This is a genomic window from Methylorubrum rhodesianum (genome assembly GCF_014199985.1).
Lineage (GTDB): Bacteria > Pseudomonadota > Alphaproteobacteria > Rhizobiales > Beijerinckiaceae > Methylobacterium > Methylobacterium rhodesianum.
Window position 1 is genome coordinate 237,612 of sequence record NZ_JACHOS010000007.1, and the last position, 21,189, is coordinate 258,800.

A 21,189-nucleotide genomic window follows, 5' to 3' on the forward strand; every position below is an offset into this window, starting at 1 on the left:
CGGCTTGAGCGGAGGGCTATTCCCGCGCGCATGCCTGACCTTCTGCTCGAACTCCGCTCCGAAGAGATCCCCGCGCGCATGCAGCGGCGCGCGGCCGAGGATCTGAGGAAGCTCGTCACCGACGCGCTGGTCGAGCGAGGTTTCCTCTACGAGGGCGCCAAGGCGTTCGCGACGCCGCGGCGGCTGGCGCTGCACGTCGCCGGACTGCCCGCCCGCGGAGAGGCCGTACGCGAGGAGCGGCGCGGCCCGCGCGTCGGTGCCCCCGAGGCGGCTCTGCAGGGCTTTCTGAAGAGCGCGGGGCTGTCGAGCCTCGATCAGGCCACCACCGTCACCGACCCGAAGAAGGGCGAGTTCTACCTCGCGGTGATCGAGCGGCCCGGCCGCGAGACGATCGACGTGCTGGCCGAGATCCTGCCGGGCATCATCCGGAATTTCCCCTGGCCGAAATCGATGCGCTGGGGCGCGGCCTCGGCCCAGCCCGGTTCCCTGCGCTGGGTGCGCCCGCTGCAATCGATCGTTGCCACCTTCGGCCCCGAGACCGAGACGCCGGACGTCGTGCCGTTCTCGGTCGACGGCATTGCCGCCGGCACGACCACCAGCGGCCACCGCTTCCTGAAGCCGGAGCCGTTCGAGGTGCGCCGCTTCGACGACTACGTGCAGGCGCTGGAGCGGGCCGATGTGATCCTCGACGCCGACCGGCGCAAGGACATCATCCTGCACGACGCCAAGGATCTGGCCTTCGCCCGCGGCCTCGACCTCGTCGAGGATGAGGGCCTGCTGGAGGAAGTCGCCGGGCTGGTGGAGCGGCCCGTGGTGCTGATGGGTGCCTTCGAGGAACGCTTCCTGGAAATCCCGGCCGAGGCGATCCGCGCGACGATCCGCGCCAATCAGAAGTGCTTCGTGCTGCGCAAATCCGGTTCCGAGGAACTGGCACCGGCCTTCGTACTGGTCTCGAATCTTCTCGCCTCGGACGGCGGCGCGGCGATCACCGCCGGCAACGAGCGCGTGGTGCGCGCCCGCCTCTCCGACGCGAAGTTCTTCTGGGAAACCGACAAGGCCGTGAGGCTGGAGGACCGCCTCCCGAAGCTCGATTCGATCGTCTTCCACGAGAAGCTCGGCACGCAGGGCGAGCGGGTCAACCGCATCGCCGGCCTGGCCCGTCGGATCGCCTCCGCCATCGACATCCGGTTCGACCTCGATCTCGTCGAGCGGGCCGCGCGCCTCGCCAAGGCGGATCTCGTGACCGAGATGGTCGGCGAGTTTCCGGAGCTTCAGGGCTTGATGGGCCGCAAATATGCGACCTTGCAGGGCGAGGATCCCCGCGTCGCGGCCGCCATCGAGGAGCATTACAAGCCGCTCGGCCCGAGCGACCGTGTGCCGACGGAGATCGTTTCGATCGCGGTCGCGATGGCCGACAAGCTCGATCTGCTCGCCGGATTCTGGTCGATCGACGAGAAGCCGACGGGTAGCAAGGATCCGTTCGGTCTGCGGCGCGCCGCGCTCGGCGTGATCCGCCTGATCCTCGAGAACGGATTGCGCCTGCCGCTTCTCGACGGGCCGATCTGGGATGCCTTCGACGAATTGCCGGGCAAGTCCGCCGTGGTGCTCGACCTGTCGGGCGCTGCCGCCCTCGACGCGCTCGACGGCGAGACCGATCTGACCGATCCGCGGGCGAAGGATCTCCTCGCTTTCCTCGCCGACCGCCTCAAGGTCTATCTGCGCGACCAAGGGGCCCGCCACGATCTGATCGACGCCGTCTTCGCCCTGCCCGGTCAGGACGACCTGCTGATGGTCGTCCGCCGTGTCGAGGCGCTGGGTGAATTCCTCGGCACGGATGACGGCAAGAACCTGCTCGCGGGCTACAAGCGCGCGGCCAACATCCTGCGCATCGAGGAGAAGAAGGACGGCCGTTCCTACGACGCCGTCCCCGATGCGGCGCTCGCGTCGTCCGGCCAGCCGGAGGAGCGGGCGCTCGCCGAGGCGCTTGCCGAGACCCGGCGGGAGGCGTCGGCGGCAGTGGCGGCCGAAGATTTCGCCGGGGCGATGCGGGCGCTGTCGCGCCTGCGGGCGCCGGTGGACGCCTTTTTCGAGAAGGTCACCGTCAACGCCGACGATCCGGCCCTTCGCCAGAACCGGCTCCTGCTCCTCAACGCCCTGCGCGCGGCCACCCGCGAGGTCGCAGACTTCTCGCGCATCGAGGGCTGAGCAAAGGCGGCGGGCGGAGGATGTCTCTCCGCTCCGATCTGCCACGAGTACGCGGCAGCGACGAGAGCCGGACAGGCCGCGGCGGCCCATCGCTGGCTCGGCGGTCCTGAGGTTGGCGGTGCTCATCCATCAGCGAGGTGCCGCGCTCCCTCATCGCGAGACAACTGGGGATGGCATCCTCCGGAAGCCTCATTGTTTCCGATCGGCTGTCGCCGTCCGACGCGAAACCTGCTTCAGATTGATTCACTTTCTTCCAAGGAAGCGGGTCCGAGCCGGTTGAAACGACCTGATCGGTGAATCCGCCTCTCAACATTCGGGCGAGCCCGCGGCGGGCGGTTTCCGCCGCGGGCCGACCGGCGCGGGCTCTCGTGTCGGCGATGTCGGCTTTCGACCCACTTGCCCTGATCGACGCGTGCTACGCGGCCGCCCTCGAGCCCGAGACGCGGTCCGGCGCGTGGTCCGACGCGCTCGACGGGATCGCCGATGCGGTCGGCGCGCGCGGGGGCGTGATCGTCTCGCACGATCCCGTGCGGACGGCGCAGACCCTGGCATCCGGGCGGATCGCCGACGTGAACCTCGATTACGGCGTCGGCGGCTGGTGGCAGCACGACACGCGCATCCGCCTCGGCCGGGCGCGCGGCATCATGCGGCCGGGCACGGTCACGGTCGACGAGATGTATCTCACGGCCGAAGAGAAGCGGGCCGATCCGTTCTTCCAGCATTTCATCGAGCGCCACCGCCTTGGCAATCTCTGCGCCTATGTCGGCGCCGACCCGATGGACCGCTACACCCTGTCGTTCAGCGCTCCGCGCGATGTGCGGAAGGGCCCGTTCGAGGGCGCGGAGATCGAGCGGCTGGGGCTCGTCGGACCGCACGTCATCCGCGCCTTCAGGCTCACGGCGCTCGTCGGCGATCTGCGCCGGGAGACGGAGGGGCTGACCTCGGCCCTGGAACGGATGCGGGCCGGTCTCATCGTCCTCGATCCCCGCGGCCGGATCCGGCTCGTCAGCCCGGCGGCCGAGCGTCTGGCGACGGGCTATCTCATCCTGCGCACCGGTGCCGTACCGGCCGCCGCGGAGCCGATCGAGGGGGGGCGCTTCGATCGCTTCCTGAGCGACGTTCTGCCGGAGCAGACATGGCCGCGGCAGGACCGCCTCCTCCTGCGCCGCCGGGGCGGCGGGCGTCCGCTCTATGTCGAGGCGCTTCCCCTGCGCGGCGACGACCCGCTTCCGGCGGCCGGCGCCGGGCTCGGAGGCGGCGTCATCCTGCTCCTGCGCGATCTGCTCGCGCCGGCGACGCGTCCGATCGAACCGCTGCTGGAGCAGCTCGGCCTCACCCGGGCCGAAGCGCGGGTCGCCGCCCTGGTCGGGCGGGGCGCGGCGCCGCGGGAGGTGGCCGACCAGCTCGCTGTCGGCGAGAGCACGGTGCGCAGCCAGCTCAAGGCCGTCTACGGCAAGCTCGCGATCCGTCGCCAGAGCGAGCTCGCGGTCTTCATCACCCGCCTCGACAGCCTTTGACGCGCACCCCGACCTATTCCGGCTCGTCCCGCCGCTGACGCAGCTCCGGGACCGGCTGCTCGGGCTCGGAGACCGGGGCGACCTGCCCCTCCGAGCGGCTCGAATCCACGAACAGCCGCGCCTCGCCCTCGCGCACGCCGAGGCTGCGCAGCGCGTAGGTCATCATGCCGAGCGCCAGTTCGCGCTCGGCCATGAGGACGAGGCCGACGCCGTCCTCCTCCAGCCGGCGCCGCTCGCTGTCGCTGTGGGTGCGCACGACGCTGTCGATGCCAGGATTGTCCTTGCGGGCCTTGGCGAGCAGCCGCCGCGCCTGGTGCGGGTCGGGGGTGGCGATGACGACGAGGCGGGCCGAGGCGATGTCGGCGGCGTCCAGGATCCCCGGCGCCGTGGCGTCACCGAACACCGCCGGCACGCCCTGCATCCGCAATTCCTCGACCCGGCGTCGGTCTCGCTCCACCACCACGAAGGGCAGGTTCCAATCCTGCAACGCCTTGCCGATGGCGCTGCCGACGCGGCCGTAGCCGACGATCACGGCATGGCCGCTCATCGCTGGGGCGGCGGTGCTCACCGGCAGCGGCGCGGCGGCACGGCGCTCGAGGCGGCGGCTCAGATCCGGCCGCTCGCCGAGCCAGCGCGACACCCGGTCGGCCAGCACGAAGAACAGCGGATTGAAGGTGATCGACAGGAGCGCGCCGCCGAGGATCAGGTCGCGCCCTTCCGGCGGAAGCAGCTTCAGGGCGATGCCGAGGCCGGCGAGAATGAACGAGAACTCGCCGATCTGCGCGAGGCTGGCGGCGATGGTGAGCGCCGTACCCACGGGATGGCCGAAGGCGAGCACGATGGCGATGGCCGCGAGCGACTTGCCCAGCACGATGACGCCGACCACGCCGAGGATCGAGAGCGGCTCGCGCAGGACGATCCCCGGATCGAACAGCATGCCGACCGAGACGAAGAACAGAACCGCGAAGGCGTCCTGCAGCGGCAGGGAATCGGCGGCCGCCTGGTGGCTGAGGTCGGATTCGGCGAGCACCATCCCCGCGAAGAAGGCTCCGAGCGCAAAGGAGACGCCGAACAGTTCGGAGGAGGCGTAGGCGATGCCGACGGCGCTCGCGAGCACCGCGAGGGTGAACAGCTCCCGCGAACCGGTGCGGGCGGCCAGTGCCAGCAGATAGGGAACGATCCGGCGGCCGCCGATCAGCATCACCGCGATGAACACGCCGACCTTCGCCAGCGTCAGGCCCAGCGTGACCCAGAGGCCGTGATCGGAAGCGACGTGGTGGCCCACCATCCCCGCCGCCTCCCCGCCCAGAGAGGGCGCCAGCGCCGGCAGAAGCACGAGGGCCACCACCATGGCGAGATCCTCGACGATCAGCCAGCCGACGGCGATGCGGCCCTTATCGGTATCGAGCAGGCCGCGGCCCTCGAGCGCCCGCAGCAGCACGACGGTGCTCGCCACCGAGAGCGCCAGCCCGAAGACGAGACCTGCCCCCGCGCCCCAGCCGAAGCCCCAGGCGAGGCCGGCGCCCATCGCGGTCGCCACCGCGATCTGCACGATCGCACCGGGCAGCGCGATGGTGCGCACCGCGAGCAGATCGCCGATGGAGAAATGCAGGCCGACGCCGAACATCAGCAGGATGACGCCGAGTTCGGCGAGCTGGCTCGCCAGAGCCGGATCGCCGACGAAGCCGGGGGTGAAGGGACCGATGGCGATGCCGGCGACGAGGTAGCCGACCAAGGGCGGGAGCCGGATCCGCTGCGCCAGCATGCCGCCGATGAATGCGCAGACCAGACCGAGCGCGATGATCGAGATGAGTTCGGTCGCGTGCTGCACCCTGCTTCGATCCTCCTGGGGCGGAAGCCGGCCCCAGGATCAGATAAGGCAAATCACGGTCCCGTGTCCGCAACAGCGATGCGGTGGATGCACGGTTCCTGTCGATTCCTCACCCCTTCATGCGCACGTAGGTGCCGGGCGCCGGGGCGAGGGAGGGCAGCGCCCCCGTTCCGGGAACGCGGGCGGGAACACGCTCGGGCGCCTGCTCCTCCAGCCACTGGAACCAGTAGGGCCACCACGAGCCCTCATGCTCCGTCGATTTCTCGATCCAGTCCGCGAACTTGCCCCGGGCCGGTCCGCCGGTGCGGAAGCCGTACTTGGCCTTCGGGCCCGGCGGGTTGACGACCCCCGCGATGTGGCCCGAGCCGGCCAGCACGTAATCGACCTTGCCGCCGAACTTGGCCGATCCCTCGAAGACCGAGAGCGCCGGGGCGATGTGGTCCTCGCGGGTGGCGAGATTGAAGACCGGCACCTTCACCTTCTTCAGGTCGAGGCGCACGTTGCCGAGCACCATCTGCCCCTTGGAGAGGGTGTTGTTGAGGTAGCAGTTGCGCAGGTAGAACGAGTGGTTGGCCGCCGGCATCCGGGTGGCGTCGGCGTTCCAGTACAGCAGGTCGAAGGCCGCCGGCGCCTTGCCGCGGACGTAGTTGTTGACGACGTAGGACCAGATCAGGTCGTTGGGCCTGAGCATGTTGAAGGCGTTGGCCATGCGCGCGCCTTCCAGATAGCCGCGCTCGGCCATCCGCTCCTCGATCGCCTTGATCTGCCCCTCGTCGGCGAAGACCTTGAGATCGCCCGCATGGGTGAAGTCGACCTGGGTCGTGAGGAAGGTCGCGCTCTTGATGCGGCGGTTTCCGGTGGCCGCCTGATAGGCCAGCGTCACGGCGAGCAGCGTGCCGCCGACGCAGTAGCCCGCCGCCGCGACCTCGGTCTCCCCGGTGGCCACGCCGATCATGTCGATGGCGGTCTCGATGCCCTCTCGCATGTAGGACTCGAAGTCCTTGTCGCGGTGGCGCTCGTCCGGGTTGACCCAGGAGATCACGAACACCGTGATCCCTTGCGAGACCATCCAGCCGATGAGGCTCTTCTTCGGGTTGAGATCGAGGATGTAGTACTTGTTGATCCAGGGCGGCACGATCAGCAGCGGGCGCTTCAGCACCGTCTCGGTCTTGGGCGCGTACTGGATCAACTCCATCAGCTCGTTGCGGAAGATGACCTCGCCGGGCGTCACCGCGACGTCCTCGCCGAAGGTGAAGGCGTTGAGATCCGTCTGGCGCACCCGGAGCTGGCCGCCGCCCGCCTCCAGATCCTCCTGCAGCATCTTCATGCCGCGCATCAGGTTGGCACCGCCCTCCTCCAGCGTCTGGCGCAGGAGTTCCGGATTCGTCATCACGAAGTTCGAGGGCGAGTAGGCCGACAGGAGCTGGCGCAGGTAGAACTCGGCCTTGTGGCGGGTGTGCTCGTCGATCCCCTCCGCCGTTTCGACCATTTCCTCCGCCCAGCGGCCGAGGATCAGGTAGCTCTGCTTGATGATGTCGAAGAGCGGATTGGCGCTCCAATCGGCGTGGGCGAAGCGCTTGTCCTTGGCCTCGGGCTCGGCGACCGGCGCGGCGGGCGCGCCCTGCATCCGGCTCAGGGTCGAGGCCCAGAGGGCGGCGAAGGACTGGCTGAGCTTGGTCTGGGCCTGCAGCGCCTTCTCGGGATCCTTCAGCCACGTCTCGGCGACCCGCGTGAGGGTGCGGGTCATCTCGTCGATCTCGTCGGCGCCCTGAAGCTTCGCGCCCGGCTGCAGCGTTCCCTGTCCCGCCTGCTCGAACGGTTTCAGGCTGGCCGCCGCCGATTGCCGGAATGCCTCCGCAAGTTGATTCGCGCTGTGCGCGATCCTCTCGAATTCCGGCGTTGCCGGGCTCATCCGCTCCGTGGCCACGCGACACGTCCTCCCAGGGTGCGCCCGCATTCCGCCCCTTCCGGACGGCCCGAGCCTCGTTTCCGACAAATTAACGCTCCACCCAGCAGATGTCGCCCGCTCCAGGATCGATTTTCAGCCCGTTGTCATGATCTTGCGCCGTGCCGCCCGCGCCATTGTTCTGGTCCTGCCGGTCGCCGCCGCCGTGGCCTCGGCCGGCGGTTGTTCGAGCGACGTCAATCCGTTGAAGGCGGCGATGGTCAGCACGGGTTCCGGCATCAAGCCGGTGGAGGCGCCCGATTTCGTGGCGCAATCCCGCAAGAGCGACGCGACCTACCTGCCGGTGGGCGAATCGGCGCCCCGGCGCGCCATCCGCGCCCGCAACCCGGCCGGGCAGAGCGCGCTGCAGGCGGAACTCGAGGGCGCGCGCAACCGCAACGAGGCTAAGGGGCGCGCGGCGGAAGGGGCGGCCAAGGACGCCGCGAAGGGCCTCGCGCCGAACCCGGTGCAGTGAGGAACCCGCTTCGATCGCCGGACCGAGGGCAGGGTCCGGCATCGTGATACGGGGCGAGATGCCGGGATTGAGATTTCGTATCGGCGCGCGGGCGCGTCGGTGGTAAACAGACCGACTCCTCACCGCCGACGATTCCCCGCGGGAGGAGGGTTCGCGACACCGGACAGATCGACGCCATGACCGATTTCCACCGCATCAAGCGCCTTCCGCCTTACGTCTTCGAGCAGGTGAACCGGATCAAGGCCGCCGCCCGAGCCCGTGGCGCCGACATCATCGATCTCGGCATGGGCAACCCCGACCTCGACGCCCCGCGCCACGTCATCGAGAAGCTCGTCGAGACCGCCGGCAAGCCGCGCACCGACCGTTACTCCGCCTCCAAGGGCATCGCCGGCCTGCGCCGGGCCCAGGCCGGCTACTATCAGCGCCGCTTCGGGGTGAGCCTCAACCCCGAGACGCAGGTGGTGGCGACGCTGGGCTCGAAGGAAGGCTTCGCTAACATGGCCCAGGCGATCACCGCGCCGGGCGACGTGGTGCTGGTTCCCAACCCGAGCTACCCGATCCACGCCTTCGGCTTCCTGATGGCGGGGGGCGTGATCCGCTCCGTGCCGGCCGAGCCGACCCCGGCGATGTTCCCGGCGCTGGAGAAGGCGGTCGTCCATTCGATCCCGAAGCCCGTGGCGCTCGTGGTCTGCTATCCCTCGAACCCGACGGCCTACGTCGCGAGCCTCGACTTCTACCGCGACCTCGTCGCCTTCGCGAAGAAGCACGAGCTGATCCTGCTCTCGGATCTCGCCTATGCCGAGGTCTATTTCGACGACAAGAACCCGCCACCCTCCGTGCTGCAGGTGCCGGGTGCCATGGATTGCACGGTGGAGTTCACCTCGCTGTCCAAGACCTTCTCGATGGCGGGCTGGCGCATGGGCTTCGCGGTCGGCAACGAGCGACTGCTTGCGGCGCTGACGCGGGTGAAGTCCTACCTCGATTACGGCGCCTTCACGCCGATCCAGGTCGCGGCCACCGCCGCGCTCAACGGGCCGGACGACTGCATCAAGGAGATGCGGGCGACCTACAAGAAGCGCCGCGACGCCCTGATCGAATCCTTCGGCAAGGCCGGCTGGAAGCTGCCGACGCCGGAGGCCTCGATGTTCGCCTGGGTGCCGATCCCGGAGAAGTTCCGGGAGCTCGGCAGCCTGGAATTCTCCAAGCTGCTCCTGGAGAAGTCGGACGTCGCGGTGGCGCCGGGCATCGGCTTCGGCGAGCACGGCGACGAGTATGTCCGCATCGCGCTCGTCGAGAACGAGCAGCGGATCCGGCAGGCGGCGCGCAACGTTCGCCGCTTCTTCGACAACGCCGACCGCACGCTCCACAACGTGGTGCCGATGCAGAAGGCGGTCTGAGCCGGAAGGTTCTCCTGCCGCAGGTTGTTGCGGTGGGGCGACAGGGCCGGGCAAACGGCCCTGTTCGCCTGCCCATCGGGGGGGAGAAGCTTGTCAGTGAGCCTCCGTGTCCGCAGGGTCTTCTCCCGTTCCGCCGCCGGGCCGTCCCGGCGGGTCGACGTGTTTCGAGGACCCGCATGCGCCGCCTGAAGCTCATCGCCGCCCTGGCGCTCGCCGGCGCCGCCACCGGAGCCTGCGCCCCCCATCCGATCGTGGCGCGCGATCCCGTGCCCGCCCCTTTGCCGGAGGAGGCCTATTCCTGCAGCTCGACCCCGCTGCCGCTGAACGCCTACAAGTCGGATTGCACGCCCGTGCTGCGCGAGCCGCGCGTCGTCCTGCAGTCGAAAGGCTGAGGCTGACGGCCGATCCGTCAACCCTGTCCGTCAACCTTTCCTTGTCACGTCCCGGGGTTTGATCGCAGCTTCGAGACGCCAGCCCGATCCGACTGCGCTGCGAGCGGCGTCGGCTCATTCCCAGTGTCGATGCGCTCTCAGGCCGGGCGGCACTCGCTCGGCGCAAGAGACTCCAACGACGGAGCAAGCCCGTGGCCCGTGCCCGCCTCCTCCTTGCCGCCTCTCTCCTCGGGCTCGCCGCCCCGGGCGCTGAGGCCCAGAACCTGCAGGACCGTCCCTACGGCGAGGCGCGGGCCCCCGTGGTGCATCAGGTCGATCCCGACACCGGTCGCTTCCGCGGACCGCCGATCAGCACCGAAGGCCAGGATCTGCGCGCCATCGGCGCCGTGCCGGTGCCGACCGTCATGAACGGCGGCAGTTTCGGCCCGACCGGCAACGATTACTTCGGCAACGTGCTCATCGCGACGCCGCAGGGCCCGCGCCGCAACTCGGACGGCTACGTCCTAGCCCCAGCCTACAAGTCCCCGCCCCTGCGCTGACGCACCCATCCGACTGCCATCGGCGCCGCTTGGCGGCGGAGACTCGTGATCGGCCGCGTCCCGCGGTCGAGCACCTGCCCCGGCATCACGCGATCGATCGCTGGATTTCGGGCTCAACGACAGGGCCGTGACCGAGCTCACACCCCTCATCCAGGCGGCGGCCGAACCCGGAGGTGGATCGGCCGCGACCCTCGAACGGGCGCGCCGGGCGCGGGACTCGACCCGTCCTTAGTGCCGACGCGGGAGGGACGTTCGCCGCCCCGCGCCCTCTTCGCTTGGATCCGCTCCCTGCACCCGTCTGTGGGTGAGAAGCGGCTGCCCGCGACACGGCCCTTGCTCGCGCATCCGTCTCGGATCGCTCTTGGAGTGCCAATTCCGGAAGCAGCGAATCGGGTCGATATCTGCCTCTTCTCCGACCGGCGACCTGTTGCGAATCGATGCCGCAGACCGTGTCACGAGCGAATCGCGCTCCGTTCAAACGGCACCGGCGCACGACTCGCGTCTCGCCATCCCTGAAGGGCCGATCGGCTGCTGCCTGAGGCATACGGCCTGCGCGCTGCTTCCGCGCCTCGGTAGGTTCGACGCAAGCGATCTCTGCAATCGGAAACGACGGGGACAGGGCATGGCGGGACAGCAATCCGTCGGGCGTTCGCCGTCACTTACAGGGTTGCGAAAAGTCCGCGCCGCTCTCCTCGGATGAGTTGAGGAGACCCCTCACATCCTCATCCTGCAATGCAGCGATTGCGCTGCAGCAATTCGAAAATTGTCATTATCTTGCATCTTGGCCGTTTCGAAAGGTTCTCAACGGCACGAGGCATTTGCGCTGAACGCCGAAGTTTGGCAATCAAGTTCCGCTTCTCCAGGGAGGGCGCCTCAAACCGAGCGACGTCCAATGGCCATCCCGGCCAAGCTCGGCACACTTCCATCAAAATCCAAGGACGCACGCATGACCGCACTTTTGCTGATCATCGTGGGCGGGCTCTGCGCCGTTGCCTACGGTGTTGTGACGATCCGTGACGTGATGCGAAGGGATGCGGGCACGCAGCGCATGCAGGAGATTGCGGGCGCCATCGCCGAGGGCGCGCAGGCCTATCTGAGGCGCCAATACGCCACCATCGGCATCGTCGGCCTCGTCCTCTTCGTCCTCCTGGCCTTCTTCCTCGGCATCAAGGTCGCCATCGGCTTCCTGATCGGCGCGGTACTCTCGGGCGCGGCCGGCTTCATCGGCATGAACGTCTCGGTTCGCGCCAACGTCCGCACCGCCCAGGCTGCCACGCAGTCGCTCGGCGGCGGCCTGGAGGTCGCCTTCAAGTCCGGCGCCGTCACCGGTATGCTGGTGGCGGGGCTCGCGCTGCTGGGCGTCGCGCTCTACTACCTGTTCCTCACCCGCGGCGCCGGCCTCGCCCCGGGCAGCCGCGAGGTCATCGACGCGCTGGTGGCCCTGGGCTTCGGCGCCTCGCTGATCTCGATCTTCGCCCGCCTCGGCGGCGGCATCTTCACCAAGGGCGCCGATGTCGGCGGCGACCTCGTCGGCAAGGTCGAGGCCGGCATTCCCGAGGACGATCCGCGCAATCCGGCCACCATCGCCGACAACGTCGGCGACAACGTCGGCGACTGCGCCGGCATGGCCGCGGACCTGTTCGAGACCTATGCGGTGACGGTGGTCGCCACCATGGTTCTCGCCGCGATCTTCTTCGCCGGCAACGCTGCCGTGCTGGAGGCGATGATGCTCTACCCGCTGGCGATCGGCGCGGCCTGCATCGTCACATCGATCATCGGCACCTACGCGGTGAAGCTCGGCGCCAACCAGTCGATCATGGGGGCGCTCTACAAAGGTCTGATCGCGGCCGGCGTGCTCTCGATCGTGGCCATCGCCGGCGTGAACCTCGCCCTGTTCGGCGGATTCTCGACCACCTTCACGACGAATACAGGCCTCACCTTCACCTCGGGGGCGCTGTTCGGCTGCGCGGTGCTCGGCCTCCTCATCACCGCGCTGATCGTCGTCATCACCGAGTACTACACCGGCACCAATTTCCGCCCGGTGAAGTCGATCGCCACCGCCTCCGTCACCGGTCACGGCACCAACGTGATCCAGGGGCTCGCGATCTCGCTCGAATCGACCGCGCTGCCGGCCATTGTCATCGTGGCGGGCATCATCGCCACCTACGCGCTCGGCGGTCTGTTCGGCATCGCCATCGCGGTCACGGCGATGCTGGCGCTGGCCGGCTTCATCGTGGCGCTGGACGCCTTCGGCCCGGTCACCGACAACGCGGGCGGCATCGCCGAGATGGCCGGCCTGCCCTCCGAGGTGCGCAAGGCCACCGACGCGCTCGATGCGGTGGGCAACACCACCAAGGCGGTGACCAAGGGCTACGCCATCGGCTCCGCCGGCCTCGGTGCCCTGGTGCTGTTCGCCGCCTATACCTCGGACCTGAACTACTTCATCGCCAATGCGAGCCCGACGCAGTACCGCTTCTTCCAGGGGGTCTCCGTCGATTTCTCGCTCTCCAACCCCTACGTCGTGGTCGGCCTCCTGCTCGGCGGCCTGATCCCGTTCCTGTTCGCGGGCATCGCCATGACGGCGGTGGGACGCGCCGCCGGTGCGGTGGTGGAGGAGGTCCGGCGCCAGTTCCGGGCCAAGCCCGGCATCATGCAGGGCACCGATCGTCCCGATTACGGCCGCGCCGTCGATATGCTGACCCGGGCCGCGATCAAGGAGATGATCATCCCCTCGCTCCTGCCGGTGCTGACGCCGATCGTGCTGTTCTTCGTGATCCAGCCGATCGCGGGCAAGAGCCAGGCGTTTGCCACCGTCGGCGCCTCCCTGCTCGGCGTCATCCTGACCGGCCTCTACGTGGCGATCTCGATGACCTCGGGCGGCGGCGCCTGGGACAACGCCAAGAAGTTCATCGAGGACGGCCACCACGGCGGCAAGGGCTCGGACGCGCACAAGGCGGCCGTGACCGGTGACACCGTCGGCGACCCCTACAAGGACACGGCCGGCCCCGCCGTGAACCCGGCGATCAAGATCACCAACATCATCGCGCTGCTCCTGCTCGCCGTGCTCGCGCACGCCTGAGCCGACAACGCCCGAAAAGAACAACCCGCCGCGGGCACCCGCGGCGGGTTGTTCTATTCCAGGACTGTAGCTCCAGCCCCTTGTGTCGGAATCGTCCCGAAAGCCGTCTGCCGGCTTTCGGGACGATGGAAGTGCATCAGTCGCAGGCTTCCTTGGTCACCGTCTTGCGGTCGCCCATGTCGTTTTCCTTCGTGACGGTCTTGCTGGAGCAGCCGTCCGTACGCTCACGCCGCTCGACCGTGGTCGAGGAGGTGGTGGCGGGGCGGTCCACAACGACCCGGTCCGGGGCGTCACGCTCGATCACGGTGGTCTGGGCGGAGGCGCCCGAGACACCGGCGAGCGTCAGAACAGCGGCCGCAGCGAGAAGGGATTTGCGCATGAAAATCCTCCGTATCGGACAATTCTGCGCCAGTAACGGCGGTCGAACCTGAACCGTTCCGACGAATTTGGCGACGCACTCGATCCTTTTGCCGGGGCGATCGAAGATCCACGACGGACCGCCGGATCATGGGCTTTCACCCGAACCTTCGCGTGTACACACGGTCCACCGCGACGGATCCGCTGAGACACGGGGCTGCGAAGAACGGCTGTCCCGATCTGCGGGCGGAACGGTATCGGGACACCGACGCCGCATGAGAGCGAGATCGCAGCCGATCGCTCGCGGTCCGCAGTATCGGCCGCGTATGGCAGGCCTAAGCGGTGTCTGCTTGGGCCGCTCGGAGGTCCCGTCGGACCGGCCGCCTAGATAGGCGCCGGCCGCGATCGGCGGGGCTGCCGGCACTGCGCCGACGACCGCCTTTCCGCGCTCTGCCGCCGATTCGCGCCGCCCCTCGACTCGCCGATGCAGGCGGAGCGCGGGATCCGTCATGCCGGAGCTTTCGAGAGGGCAACGGAGAGAGCAACGGTTTTGTGAGGGACCTCGGCCGGCGGGGCTGGGGTTGCGCCGAGAGTGTGCGCTCGATCCTCTCAGCGGAGCTTGCCGACCATGACCCGATCCCTGACCGTTCTCGCCGTGGCGTTGCTCACGGGGACGATGGCGAGCCCCCTCCCCGCCTCGGCCCAGGAGGGGAAGGCCGTGCTCACCAAGGTGGCGGGCTTCGAGCATCAGGTCACTGGCGTCACCGTCGCCCGCGACGGGCGCATCTTCGTCAACTTTCCGCGCTGGAGCGAGGACGCGCCGATCTCGATGGCCGAACTCAAGGACGGCAAGCCGGTCCCCTATCCAGACGAGCGGTGGAACGCGTGGCGCAACGCGCGGGCCGACGAACTGCCGCCCAGGGACCATTTCGTCTGCGTGCAGAGCGTCGTCGCCGATGGGCGGGACCGGCTCTGGGTCGTGGACGCCGCGGCGCCCGCCATGGCGCACGTGATCAAGGACGGGCCGAAGCTCGTCGGGATCGACCTGAAGACCAACAAGGTGGTCAAGACGATCTCCTTCGACCCCGACACGGTGCTCCAGGCCTCCTATCTCAACGACGTGCGGATCTCGCCGGACGGCAAGACCGCCTACCTCACCGATTCCGGTGCCGAAGGCGCGCTGATCGTCGTCGATCTCGAGGGCGGTACGGCCAAGCGCATCCTCTCGGGTGACCCGTCGACCATGCCCGACACATCGGTGACCGTGAGCTACGACGGCAAGCCGCTGCGCCGACCCGACGGGCGCGGCGTGGCGTTCGCCGCCGACGGCATCGCCCTCTCGAACGACGGCAAGACGCTCTACTGGCAGGCGATCAAGGGTAAGACGCTCTACAGCCTGCCGACCGATGCCCTGACTGGCTGGACCGCCGCCTCGGTGGTGCCCGACACCCTCACCGACAAGAGTCTCTCGGGCAAGGTCGCGAAGGTCGGAGAGAATGGTGTCGCCGACGGCCTGCAGATCGCCCGCCGCGACGGGCGGATGTACGTGACCTCGCCCCAGGACAACGCGGTGAAGGTGCGCGACCTCTCCGGCGGCAATGCCGGAAAGGGGGACGGCCTGACGACCCTGGTGCAGGATCCCGCCCTGCGCTGGCCGGACACGTTCAGCGAGGGGCCGGACGGGACGATCTACGTCACCACCTCGCACATCCAGGATTCGGCCGACTACAAACCCGGCGCGCCGGTCAGCCTGCCAACGGAACTCTGGGCCATCAAGCCGTTGCCCGCCGACGCGACCGGATCCGCCGGAACCGCGACGGGTCGCTGATCGGAGCGCTCAGCCGTCCTGGAGGGCGGCCGGAGCACCGGCACCGATCAAGTGCGCCCGGAGCGGCTGGGCCCTCCCCGTCAGCGTCAGTTCCTGAAGCGGGCCGGGGGCGAGGCCGGCGGCCGCGTAGACGGCTTCCGAGACGATCGCGACCTGGCGCATCGGCCCGGTCAGGCCCTCGAGCCGCGCGGCGACGTTGACCGTGTCGCCGAGAACCGTGAAGCGGGACTCGGTCTCGTCCCCGAGTTCGCCGACGATGGCCAGGCCCGCATGCAGACCGACGCCGTAGCGCAGGCGCTCGCCGAGATCGGCGGCGAGCATGCGGTTCAGCTGCTCCACCTGGGCCGCAATGCCGTCGACCGCCTTCAGGGCGGCGCGGGCGGCGTGTTTCGGGTCGCGGTCGAGACCGAAGATCGCCATCAGCCCGTCGCCGAGATGCTGGTTCACCGATCCGCCTGCCTCGCGCACCGCCCGGCCGACCGCGCCGAGGAAGCGGCCGATGACGAAGACGGTGTCGTAGGGCAGGTGCTCCTCGGCGAACCGGGTCGAGCCGCGCAGGTCGGCGAACAGTACGACGACGAACCGCTCCTCGCCGGTCGCGGCCCGCTCCGTGTCGGGGACGGATCGGGCGCGGGCCTGCGGCGTGAACAGTGGCGCGACGGTGAGGTCGGCCGCCGGCCGGAGCTGGCAGGCGAGGCGGATGCCGGGGCTCGCGCCGATGCGTTCGAGGACGAGGCGCTCCGCCCGTTCCGGCTCAGGCAGGTGGCGGCTGCGCTCCGGATCGACCACCCGGATCCGGCAGGTCGAGCAGCGGCCCCGGCCGCCGCACACGCTCGCATGCGGGATGCGCCCGCGCCGGCTCGCCTCCAGGACGCTGCTGCCCCGTGGCACCCGGACGGTGCGCCCGTCGGGATAGCCGATGCGCACGAAGCCGCCCCGCGTTTCGGCCAAGGTCCGGGCGCCGCGGGCCAGCACGACGAGCCCCAGCGCCGTCATATAGGCCGAGAACAAGTCGCGGCGGATCGCGGAGAGCCGCTCTCCCTGCTCCTTCAGGCCGAAATGGTTCGCTCCGAGTTCCTGCGCCCGCCACGCGGGATCGGCGGCGAGCAGCGCCACGCTGCGTCCGCCCTGGACGATGCCGAGGAGCGCCAGCACCGGCACGAGCACCGCGCCCGCGAGCAGCCACGGCGCGGCGCGGGGAAAGCCGCGCTTGAGCCGGAGCCAGAAGTAGAGGCCGAAGCAGCCGTGCAGCCACGCCACGACGAGGCCGGTCGCCTGCATCATGCCCTGGCCCGGCGCGGCGACCCAGGTGGCGTAGAGAACCTGGGGATAACCCCGGTCGAGCCCCTCCAGGCTCCAGGCGAGACGGGTGCCGACGACGTGGCTGAGAAGCAGTACCGGCACCGCGAGGCCGAGCAGGAGCTGTGCGGTCTCCGCCGGCCGCACCCGGTAGAAGCGCCGCTCGTAGAAGGCGTGGAGGCCGAGGACGAGGTGGATGAGAAGCGCGCCGTAGAGGAGCAGCACGGCGGGCGGCGTGCGCCACAGCGCGACCTTCACGGCGAGCCCCGCCTCCAGCGCGCCGAGGGAGACGTTGCCCAGCGCATGGACCAGCAGATGCGTGAGCACGTAGGCGAACAGTAAGAGGCCGCTGCCGAGGCGAAGCTGCCGCACGCTCGGGCGGCCCGGCCAGTGCAGGCGGAAGGGGCGGCCAGAACCCGCACGCGCCGCCTGCCCCACCGCTCCCGCTCCCTGATTTGAACGCCGTTTCTGCGACCTTCATAGCGTGGCGCGGCGCAACGACGAAGACGTCTGCCGCGACCACATGGCGGACGTTTCGCCGTCAGGCGCGGCTCGCCGGCATCCTGCGTGACGGCGTCGCGACAGCCTCCGAACGCGATCGAGGACCCACGCTCGACGTCGTGCAGGTTTTAGAAGCACGCTCGTTCAGACAAAAAGCAGGTTCGAATGCTTCTAAAATTTGACAATGCGCGGTCAGTCCCGATCGTGTCGGATCGAAATATCGGAAGATAGAAACTGATATTGATCTAACTCCGAAGTGCGACTGCGGAAGTTCGAGTCAAAGCGGTAGGATTGTCCGGATTCGAATCCTCAGGGAAGACCCAAGACATGCCGACGATCCGCGGAACGAATTCGAACGACACCCTCCTGGGCACAACGGAGGATGACGTCATCGACGGGCTTGGCGGCAACGACAGCCTGACCGGCGGCGCTGGGAGCGATACCCTTCACGGCGGATCCGGCAACGATCGGCTCGACGGGGGCGCTGGCGCCGACGTCCTCTGGGGAGGGAGTGGGCGGGATACGCTGATCGGTGGCAGCGGCGACCTCTTGTACGGAGAGAGCGGCGACGATCAGTTCATCCTGCTGCCGCCGGAGCCGGGCATCCCCTTGGACAGGATCGAGGCGTTCGGTGGGTCGGGCGACGACAGCTTCACCGGCGCGGGATCATACGGATTCCGCCTGACCCTGCACGGCGATGCCGGTCGCGACAGCTTCACCTTCGACTTCCTTCAGGCGAGCCGTCTGGAAGGAGGCGACGATCGCGATACGTTCGACATCAACACGATGTCGGGCGGCACGCTGTCGGGCGACGACGGCAACGACAGCATCCGAATCGGTAGTGCGCTGGGCAGGATCCACGGCGGAAACGGCAATGACACGATCGCGATCGGTGCCGCCAAATCGACCGCCTACGTCTACGGCGATAGCGGCAACGACACGATTTCGGTGAATGTCGGACGCGCGGTCGTCGAAGGCGGAGACGGCAACGACCACCTCACCGGCGGCTATGACCGCTACGTGTCGAGCCAGTTCTACGGCGGCGCCGGCAACGACGTCATCATCAGCCGAGGGCACAATATCCTCGATGGCGGCGATGGGCGCGACACGCTGGAGAGCGGCGCCTACCAGAACGTGATGACCGGGGGCGCGGGAGCGGATCGCTTCGTCTATGGCGATCTCGTGCAACTGGACATGATGGGTGCCGACACCATCACCGACTTCTCGATTGCGGCCAAGGACAAGCTGGACGTGTCGGGACTGCTCGCCAAGGTCGGAGCCTCTGCCGACGCGTTCGGAGACGGGTGGCTGTCGTTCGCCTCGGTCGATGGATCGACGCAACTCCTCTTCGACAGCGATGGAGGCGCGGATAGCTTCGAGACGCTTGTCATACTGCAAGGCGTCGATCTCACGGACGCGCTGTCCGCTGCCTTGATCGTGTGAGGCACGACGCCACGCCACGCCGCAGAGGCGGTCGGAGTCGGCGACTCACAGAGGCAGGGCCAGGACCTCCTCCGGCGTGACGATGCGACCCGCATCGCCGAAGCGGCGCAGCAGCGCCGACTGGCGGAAGCGCGGATCGCCGGTCACCTCCCGGCCGAGCCAGGCCGGGCGCTCGAAGCTCTGTCCCTCGTCGTCGAGCTCCACCTCGGCCAGGATCATCCCGGTCAGGGTTCCGCCGTAGACATCGACTTCCCAGATCAGCCCGGCATGCGGCACGCAGTGGCGCGTCTTCTCGATGAAGCAGGTATCGCAGACGAGGCTCAACATCGACTGCGCGTCGGCGCGCGGGATCTCGTACTCGAATTCCGGTCTCCCGAGACCGACGCGCTCCCCCTTGACCGTCAGCCAGGCCCGATCGTCGTCGAGCCGCACCCGCACCTTGTTGCCTGTCGCGAACTGTCCGATCAGGCCATCCGTGAGGCGGCGACGCGAGGTGACCCCCGTCCGCCAGCCCTCATCGGCCACGAGGAATTTCCGCTCGACCTCGAAACGCATTACCGCGAAAAACTTTGGTCGCGGAAACGTTCCCGCGCCTTCAGCGAAGCCCCGTTACGGCAGCGTTTGATTGCGTGCAATCGGGTCTTGTGCAGGCCACGGGCGCAGACCGAGCGGACTTAGAACCCTCTTGGATCCATTGACACGGGAGCCGGGTTCGCATGGTCCCCTCCCGTGGGAAGAGCGCCCGACCCCGCTCGTGGCGGCAGCCGGCTCAGCGCCAGAACGGCTTGGTGTCGACGAGCTCCTCGTGCGCCTCGGCCGCCGCCTCGAGCAGCGTCCGTGTGCGCGACTCGATGTCGGCCGCGGTCATACCGGCGGCGAACAGGGTCGACGCGCCGACCGGCTCCACCGTCATGTCCCGCATCAGCTCGTCGCCGGTGGCGATGTCGTTGAGCGCGCCGAGATGGTCCTGGAGGTCGGACAGTGCCTTGCCGAAGGCGCTGTGGCGCTTGGCAGCCTTCTTTCCGGGGAAGAGCGCAGCGAAGAACTCGGCGCCGTAGCGCAGCTTCTTGGCGGCGATGCGCACCCGGTGGCGCTCCTCGGGCTCGAGCTCGTCGAGATGGCGCCCGCGCCGCTTCACCTGCCGCCGCCGCCGGTCGAGCTCGCGCGCGGCGAAGACCCGGGCCGGCTCCTCGCGCAGGGCGGTGCGGCCGGGGCCCTCGTCCCGCAGCCAGGGTCCGGCATTGATCCAGCCGACGAGGTCGAGCAGCAGCATCCGCCACGCATCCGAGCCCAGGAGGGCGGCGATGTCGCGATAGGCCTTCGTGCGCTCGTCCTCGAGCTGACGTTCGAGTCCGAGCAGGCCGGTCTCGTCGGGGTGCCGCTCGCGCTCGGCCGGAAGGATGGTGGCAAGGAAGACGTCGAGGTTGCGTGCCCGGCCGAGCGGCTCGGTGACCTCCTTCAACTCGGTCCGGATGCGCACGCCGAGCGGATCGTCCACAAGGTCGCCGAACAGCGAGAAGGCCGAGCGCAGGCGCCGGATCGCGACGCGCATCTGGTGCAGGGCGTCGGCGTCGCGGCCCTTGAGCAGGATGTCCTCGTTGATGCGCATCTGGCGCAGGCAGGCATGGGCGACGGCGCGGAAGGCGTCCGCCGCGCTCATGTCCTCGCGCAGCGGCACGGGCTCGGCCTTGCGCACCTTGTCGAGCTTGCCCGTGGCCAGGGCGTAGCCGCGCTCGGCCTTGCTGCGCACGCCGAGGCGGACCGGCACGAGGTTCGCGATGGCCTGAGCCAGGGCGAACAGGTCGCTCGCCGTTCCGTCCTTCAGTTCGAGCTCAACCTCACAGATCGGCAGGATGCGGTCACCCGCGGCCGGCGCCTCGATCCGGCCGGTGTCGAGGGCGACCTCGATGCGCGAGTCGCCTTGCTCGACGAGGTAGGTCCGCCGGGTCACCCGGGTGATGAAGAGCGGCTCGAGTGCCGCCTCGGCATCGACGTGGCGCGCGAACGGCGTGTCGGCGAGAGCCGCCCGATCCGGTTCGGAGCGCACCACCGGCTGCTCCCATTCCGGCCGGTCGAACAGCCCATCACCCTCCGCCTTCAGGGTCTGGACGAAGCGGCCGGCGCTCTCGCGCACCCGCAGGCCGAGCCTGGCCGCGAGCAATTGCCGGTCGGCAGTGTCGAAGTAGACGGATGCGAGTTCCGCTTCCCCCTGCACCGCCGCCTCGCGCAGAAGCGGGTGATCCTGCAGGGCGGCGAGGTCGGAAGGCTCGCATTCCAGCTTCAGCTCGATCTCGCGCGGGTCGCTCATGCGGTTTCGTCCTGCTCCTCGTGATGGTTGTGGCCGATGCCGGTCTGCATCTTGCCGCATGGTCCGGAACAGA

15 protein-coding genes are annotated in these 21,189 nt (G+C 68.9%); 9 read left to right on the forward strand and 6 right to left on the reverse strand.

All coding sequences use genetic code 11. The features are described from left to right. The first annotated feature begins 30 nt into the window (after positions 1-30). Both glyS and HNR01_RS12430 read left to right on the forward strand, forming a co-directional pair. Positions 31-2,205, forward strand: a complete 2,175-nt coding sequence (glyS, locus tag HNR01_RS12425; protein WP_183667918.1) for a glycine--tRNA ligase subunit beta — start codon at positions 31-33, stop codon at positions 2,203-2,205. Positions 2,206-2,582: 377 nt separating this feature from the next. Then, complete coding sequence (locus HNR01_RS12430; protein WP_183667919.1) at positions 2,583-3,722, forward strand: helix-turn-helix transcriptional regulator; 1,140 nt, start codon at positions 2,583-2,585, stop codon at positions 3,720-3,722. 13 nt (positions 3,723-3,735) lie between these two features. Here the strand turns inward: HNR01_RS12430 and HNR01_RS12435 are convergent, their stop codons facing one another. Next, positions 3,736-5,553: a cation:proton antiporter domain-containing protein gene (locus HNR01_RS12435; protein WP_017486341.1), complete on the reverse strand. Its 1,818-nt coding sequence runs from the start codon at positions 5,551-5,553 to the stop codon at positions 3,736-3,738. Between the two features lie 109 nt (positions 5,554-5,662). After that, positions 5,663-7,480, reverse strand: coding sequence for a PHA/PHB synthase family protein (locus tag HNR01_RS12440; protein WP_026105803.1), 1,818 nt, complete (start codon positions 7,478-7,480; stop codon positions 5,663-5,665). Between the two features lie 127 nt (positions 7,481-7,607). Here HNR01_RS12440 and HNR01_RS12445 point away from each other — a divergent pair, with 127 nt between their 5' ends. The 5 genes from HNR01_RS12445 to HNR01_RS12465 all read left to right on the forward strand — a co-directional run bounded on the left by HNR01_RS12445 (position 7,608) and on the right by HNR01_RS12465 (position 13,380). Further along, positions 7,608-7,973, forward strand: coding sequence for a hypothetical protein (locus tag HNR01_RS12445; protein WP_183667920.1), 366 nt, complete (start codon positions 7,608-7,610; stop codon positions 7,971-7,973). Between the two features lie 176 nt (positions 7,974-8,149). Further along, positions 8,150-9,370, forward strand: coding sequence for an LL-diaminopimelate aminotransferase (locus HNR01_RS12450; protein ID WP_017486338.1), 1,221 nt, complete (start codon positions 8,150-8,152; stop codon positions 9,368-9,370). A 176-nt stretch (positions 9,371-9,546) separates the two neighbouring features. Beyond that, complete coding sequence (locus tag HNR01_RS12455) at positions 9,547-9,762, forward strand: hypothetical protein (protein ID WP_183667921.1); 216 nt, start codon at positions 9,547-9,549, stop codon at positions 9,760-9,762. Positions 9,763-9,953: 191 nt separating this feature from the next. Beyond that, positions 9,954-10,301 (forward strand): hypothetical protein, encoded by a 348-nt coding sequence (locus tag HNR01_RS12460; protein ID WP_183667922.1) that lies wholly within the window; start codon positions 9,954-9,956, stop codon positions 10,299-10,301. A gap of 946 nt (positions 10,302-11,247) precedes the next feature. Next, positions 11,248-13,380, forward strand: a complete 2,133-nt coding sequence (locus HNR01_RS12465; RefSeq protein WP_026105802.1) for a sodium-translocating pyrophosphatase — start codon at positions 11,248-11,250, stop codon at positions 13,378-13,380. Between the two features lie 136 nt (positions 13,381-13,516). Here HNR01_RS12465 and HNR01_RS12470 read toward each other — a convergent pair whose 3' ends face one another. Continuing rightward, a complete protein-coding gene (locus HNR01_RS12470) occupies positions 13,517-13,759 on the reverse strand; it encodes a hypothetical protein (RefSeq protein WP_017486334.1) in 243 nt (80 codons plus the stop codon). A gap of 606 nt (positions 13,760-14,365) precedes the next feature. Here HNR01_RS12470 and HNR01_RS12475 point away from each other — a divergent pair. After that, entirely contained in the window at positions 14,366-15,565 is a 1,200-nt protein-coding gene (locus tag HNR01_RS12475; protein WP_183667923.1) for an L-dopachrome tautomerase-related protein, read from the forward strand. A 9-nt stretch (positions 15,566-15,574) separates the two neighbouring features. On the opposite strand, the gene HNR01_RS12480 is transcribed toward HNR01_RS12475, so the two are convergent. Continuing rightward, a complete protein-coding gene (locus HNR01_RS12480; protein ID WP_183667924.1) occupies positions 15,575-17,302 on the reverse strand; it encodes an adenylate/guanylate cyclase domain-containing protein in 1,728 nt (575 codons plus the stop codon). Positions 17,303-17,692: 390 nt separating this feature from the next. Between HNR01_RS12480 and HNR01_RS27900 the strand changes: the two genes are divergently transcribed. Beyond that, positions 17,693-18,808, forward strand: coding sequence for a calcium-binding protein (locus HNR01_RS27900; RefSeq protein ID WP_183667925.1), 1,116 nt, complete (start codon positions 17,693-17,695; stop codon positions 18,806-18,808). 45 nt (positions 18,809-18,853) lie between these two features. On the opposite strand, the gene HNR01_RS12490 is transcribed toward HNR01_RS27900, so the two are convergent. Both HNR01_RS12490 and HNR01_RS12495 read right to left on the reverse strand, forming a co-directional pair. After that, a complete protein-coding gene (locus HNR01_RS12490; RefSeq protein WP_153873413.1) occupies positions 18,854-19,363 on the reverse strand; it encodes a CYTH domain-containing protein in 510 nt (169 codons plus the stop codon). A 214-nt stretch (positions 19,364-19,577) separates the two neighbouring features. Continuing rightward, complete coding sequence (locus HNR01_RS12495; protein WP_183667926.1) at positions 19,578-21,116, reverse strand: CYTH and CHAD domain-containing protein; 1,539 nt, start codon at positions 21,114-21,116, stop codon at positions 19,578-19,580. Between the last annotated feature and the right edge of the window lie 73 nt (positions 21,117-21,189).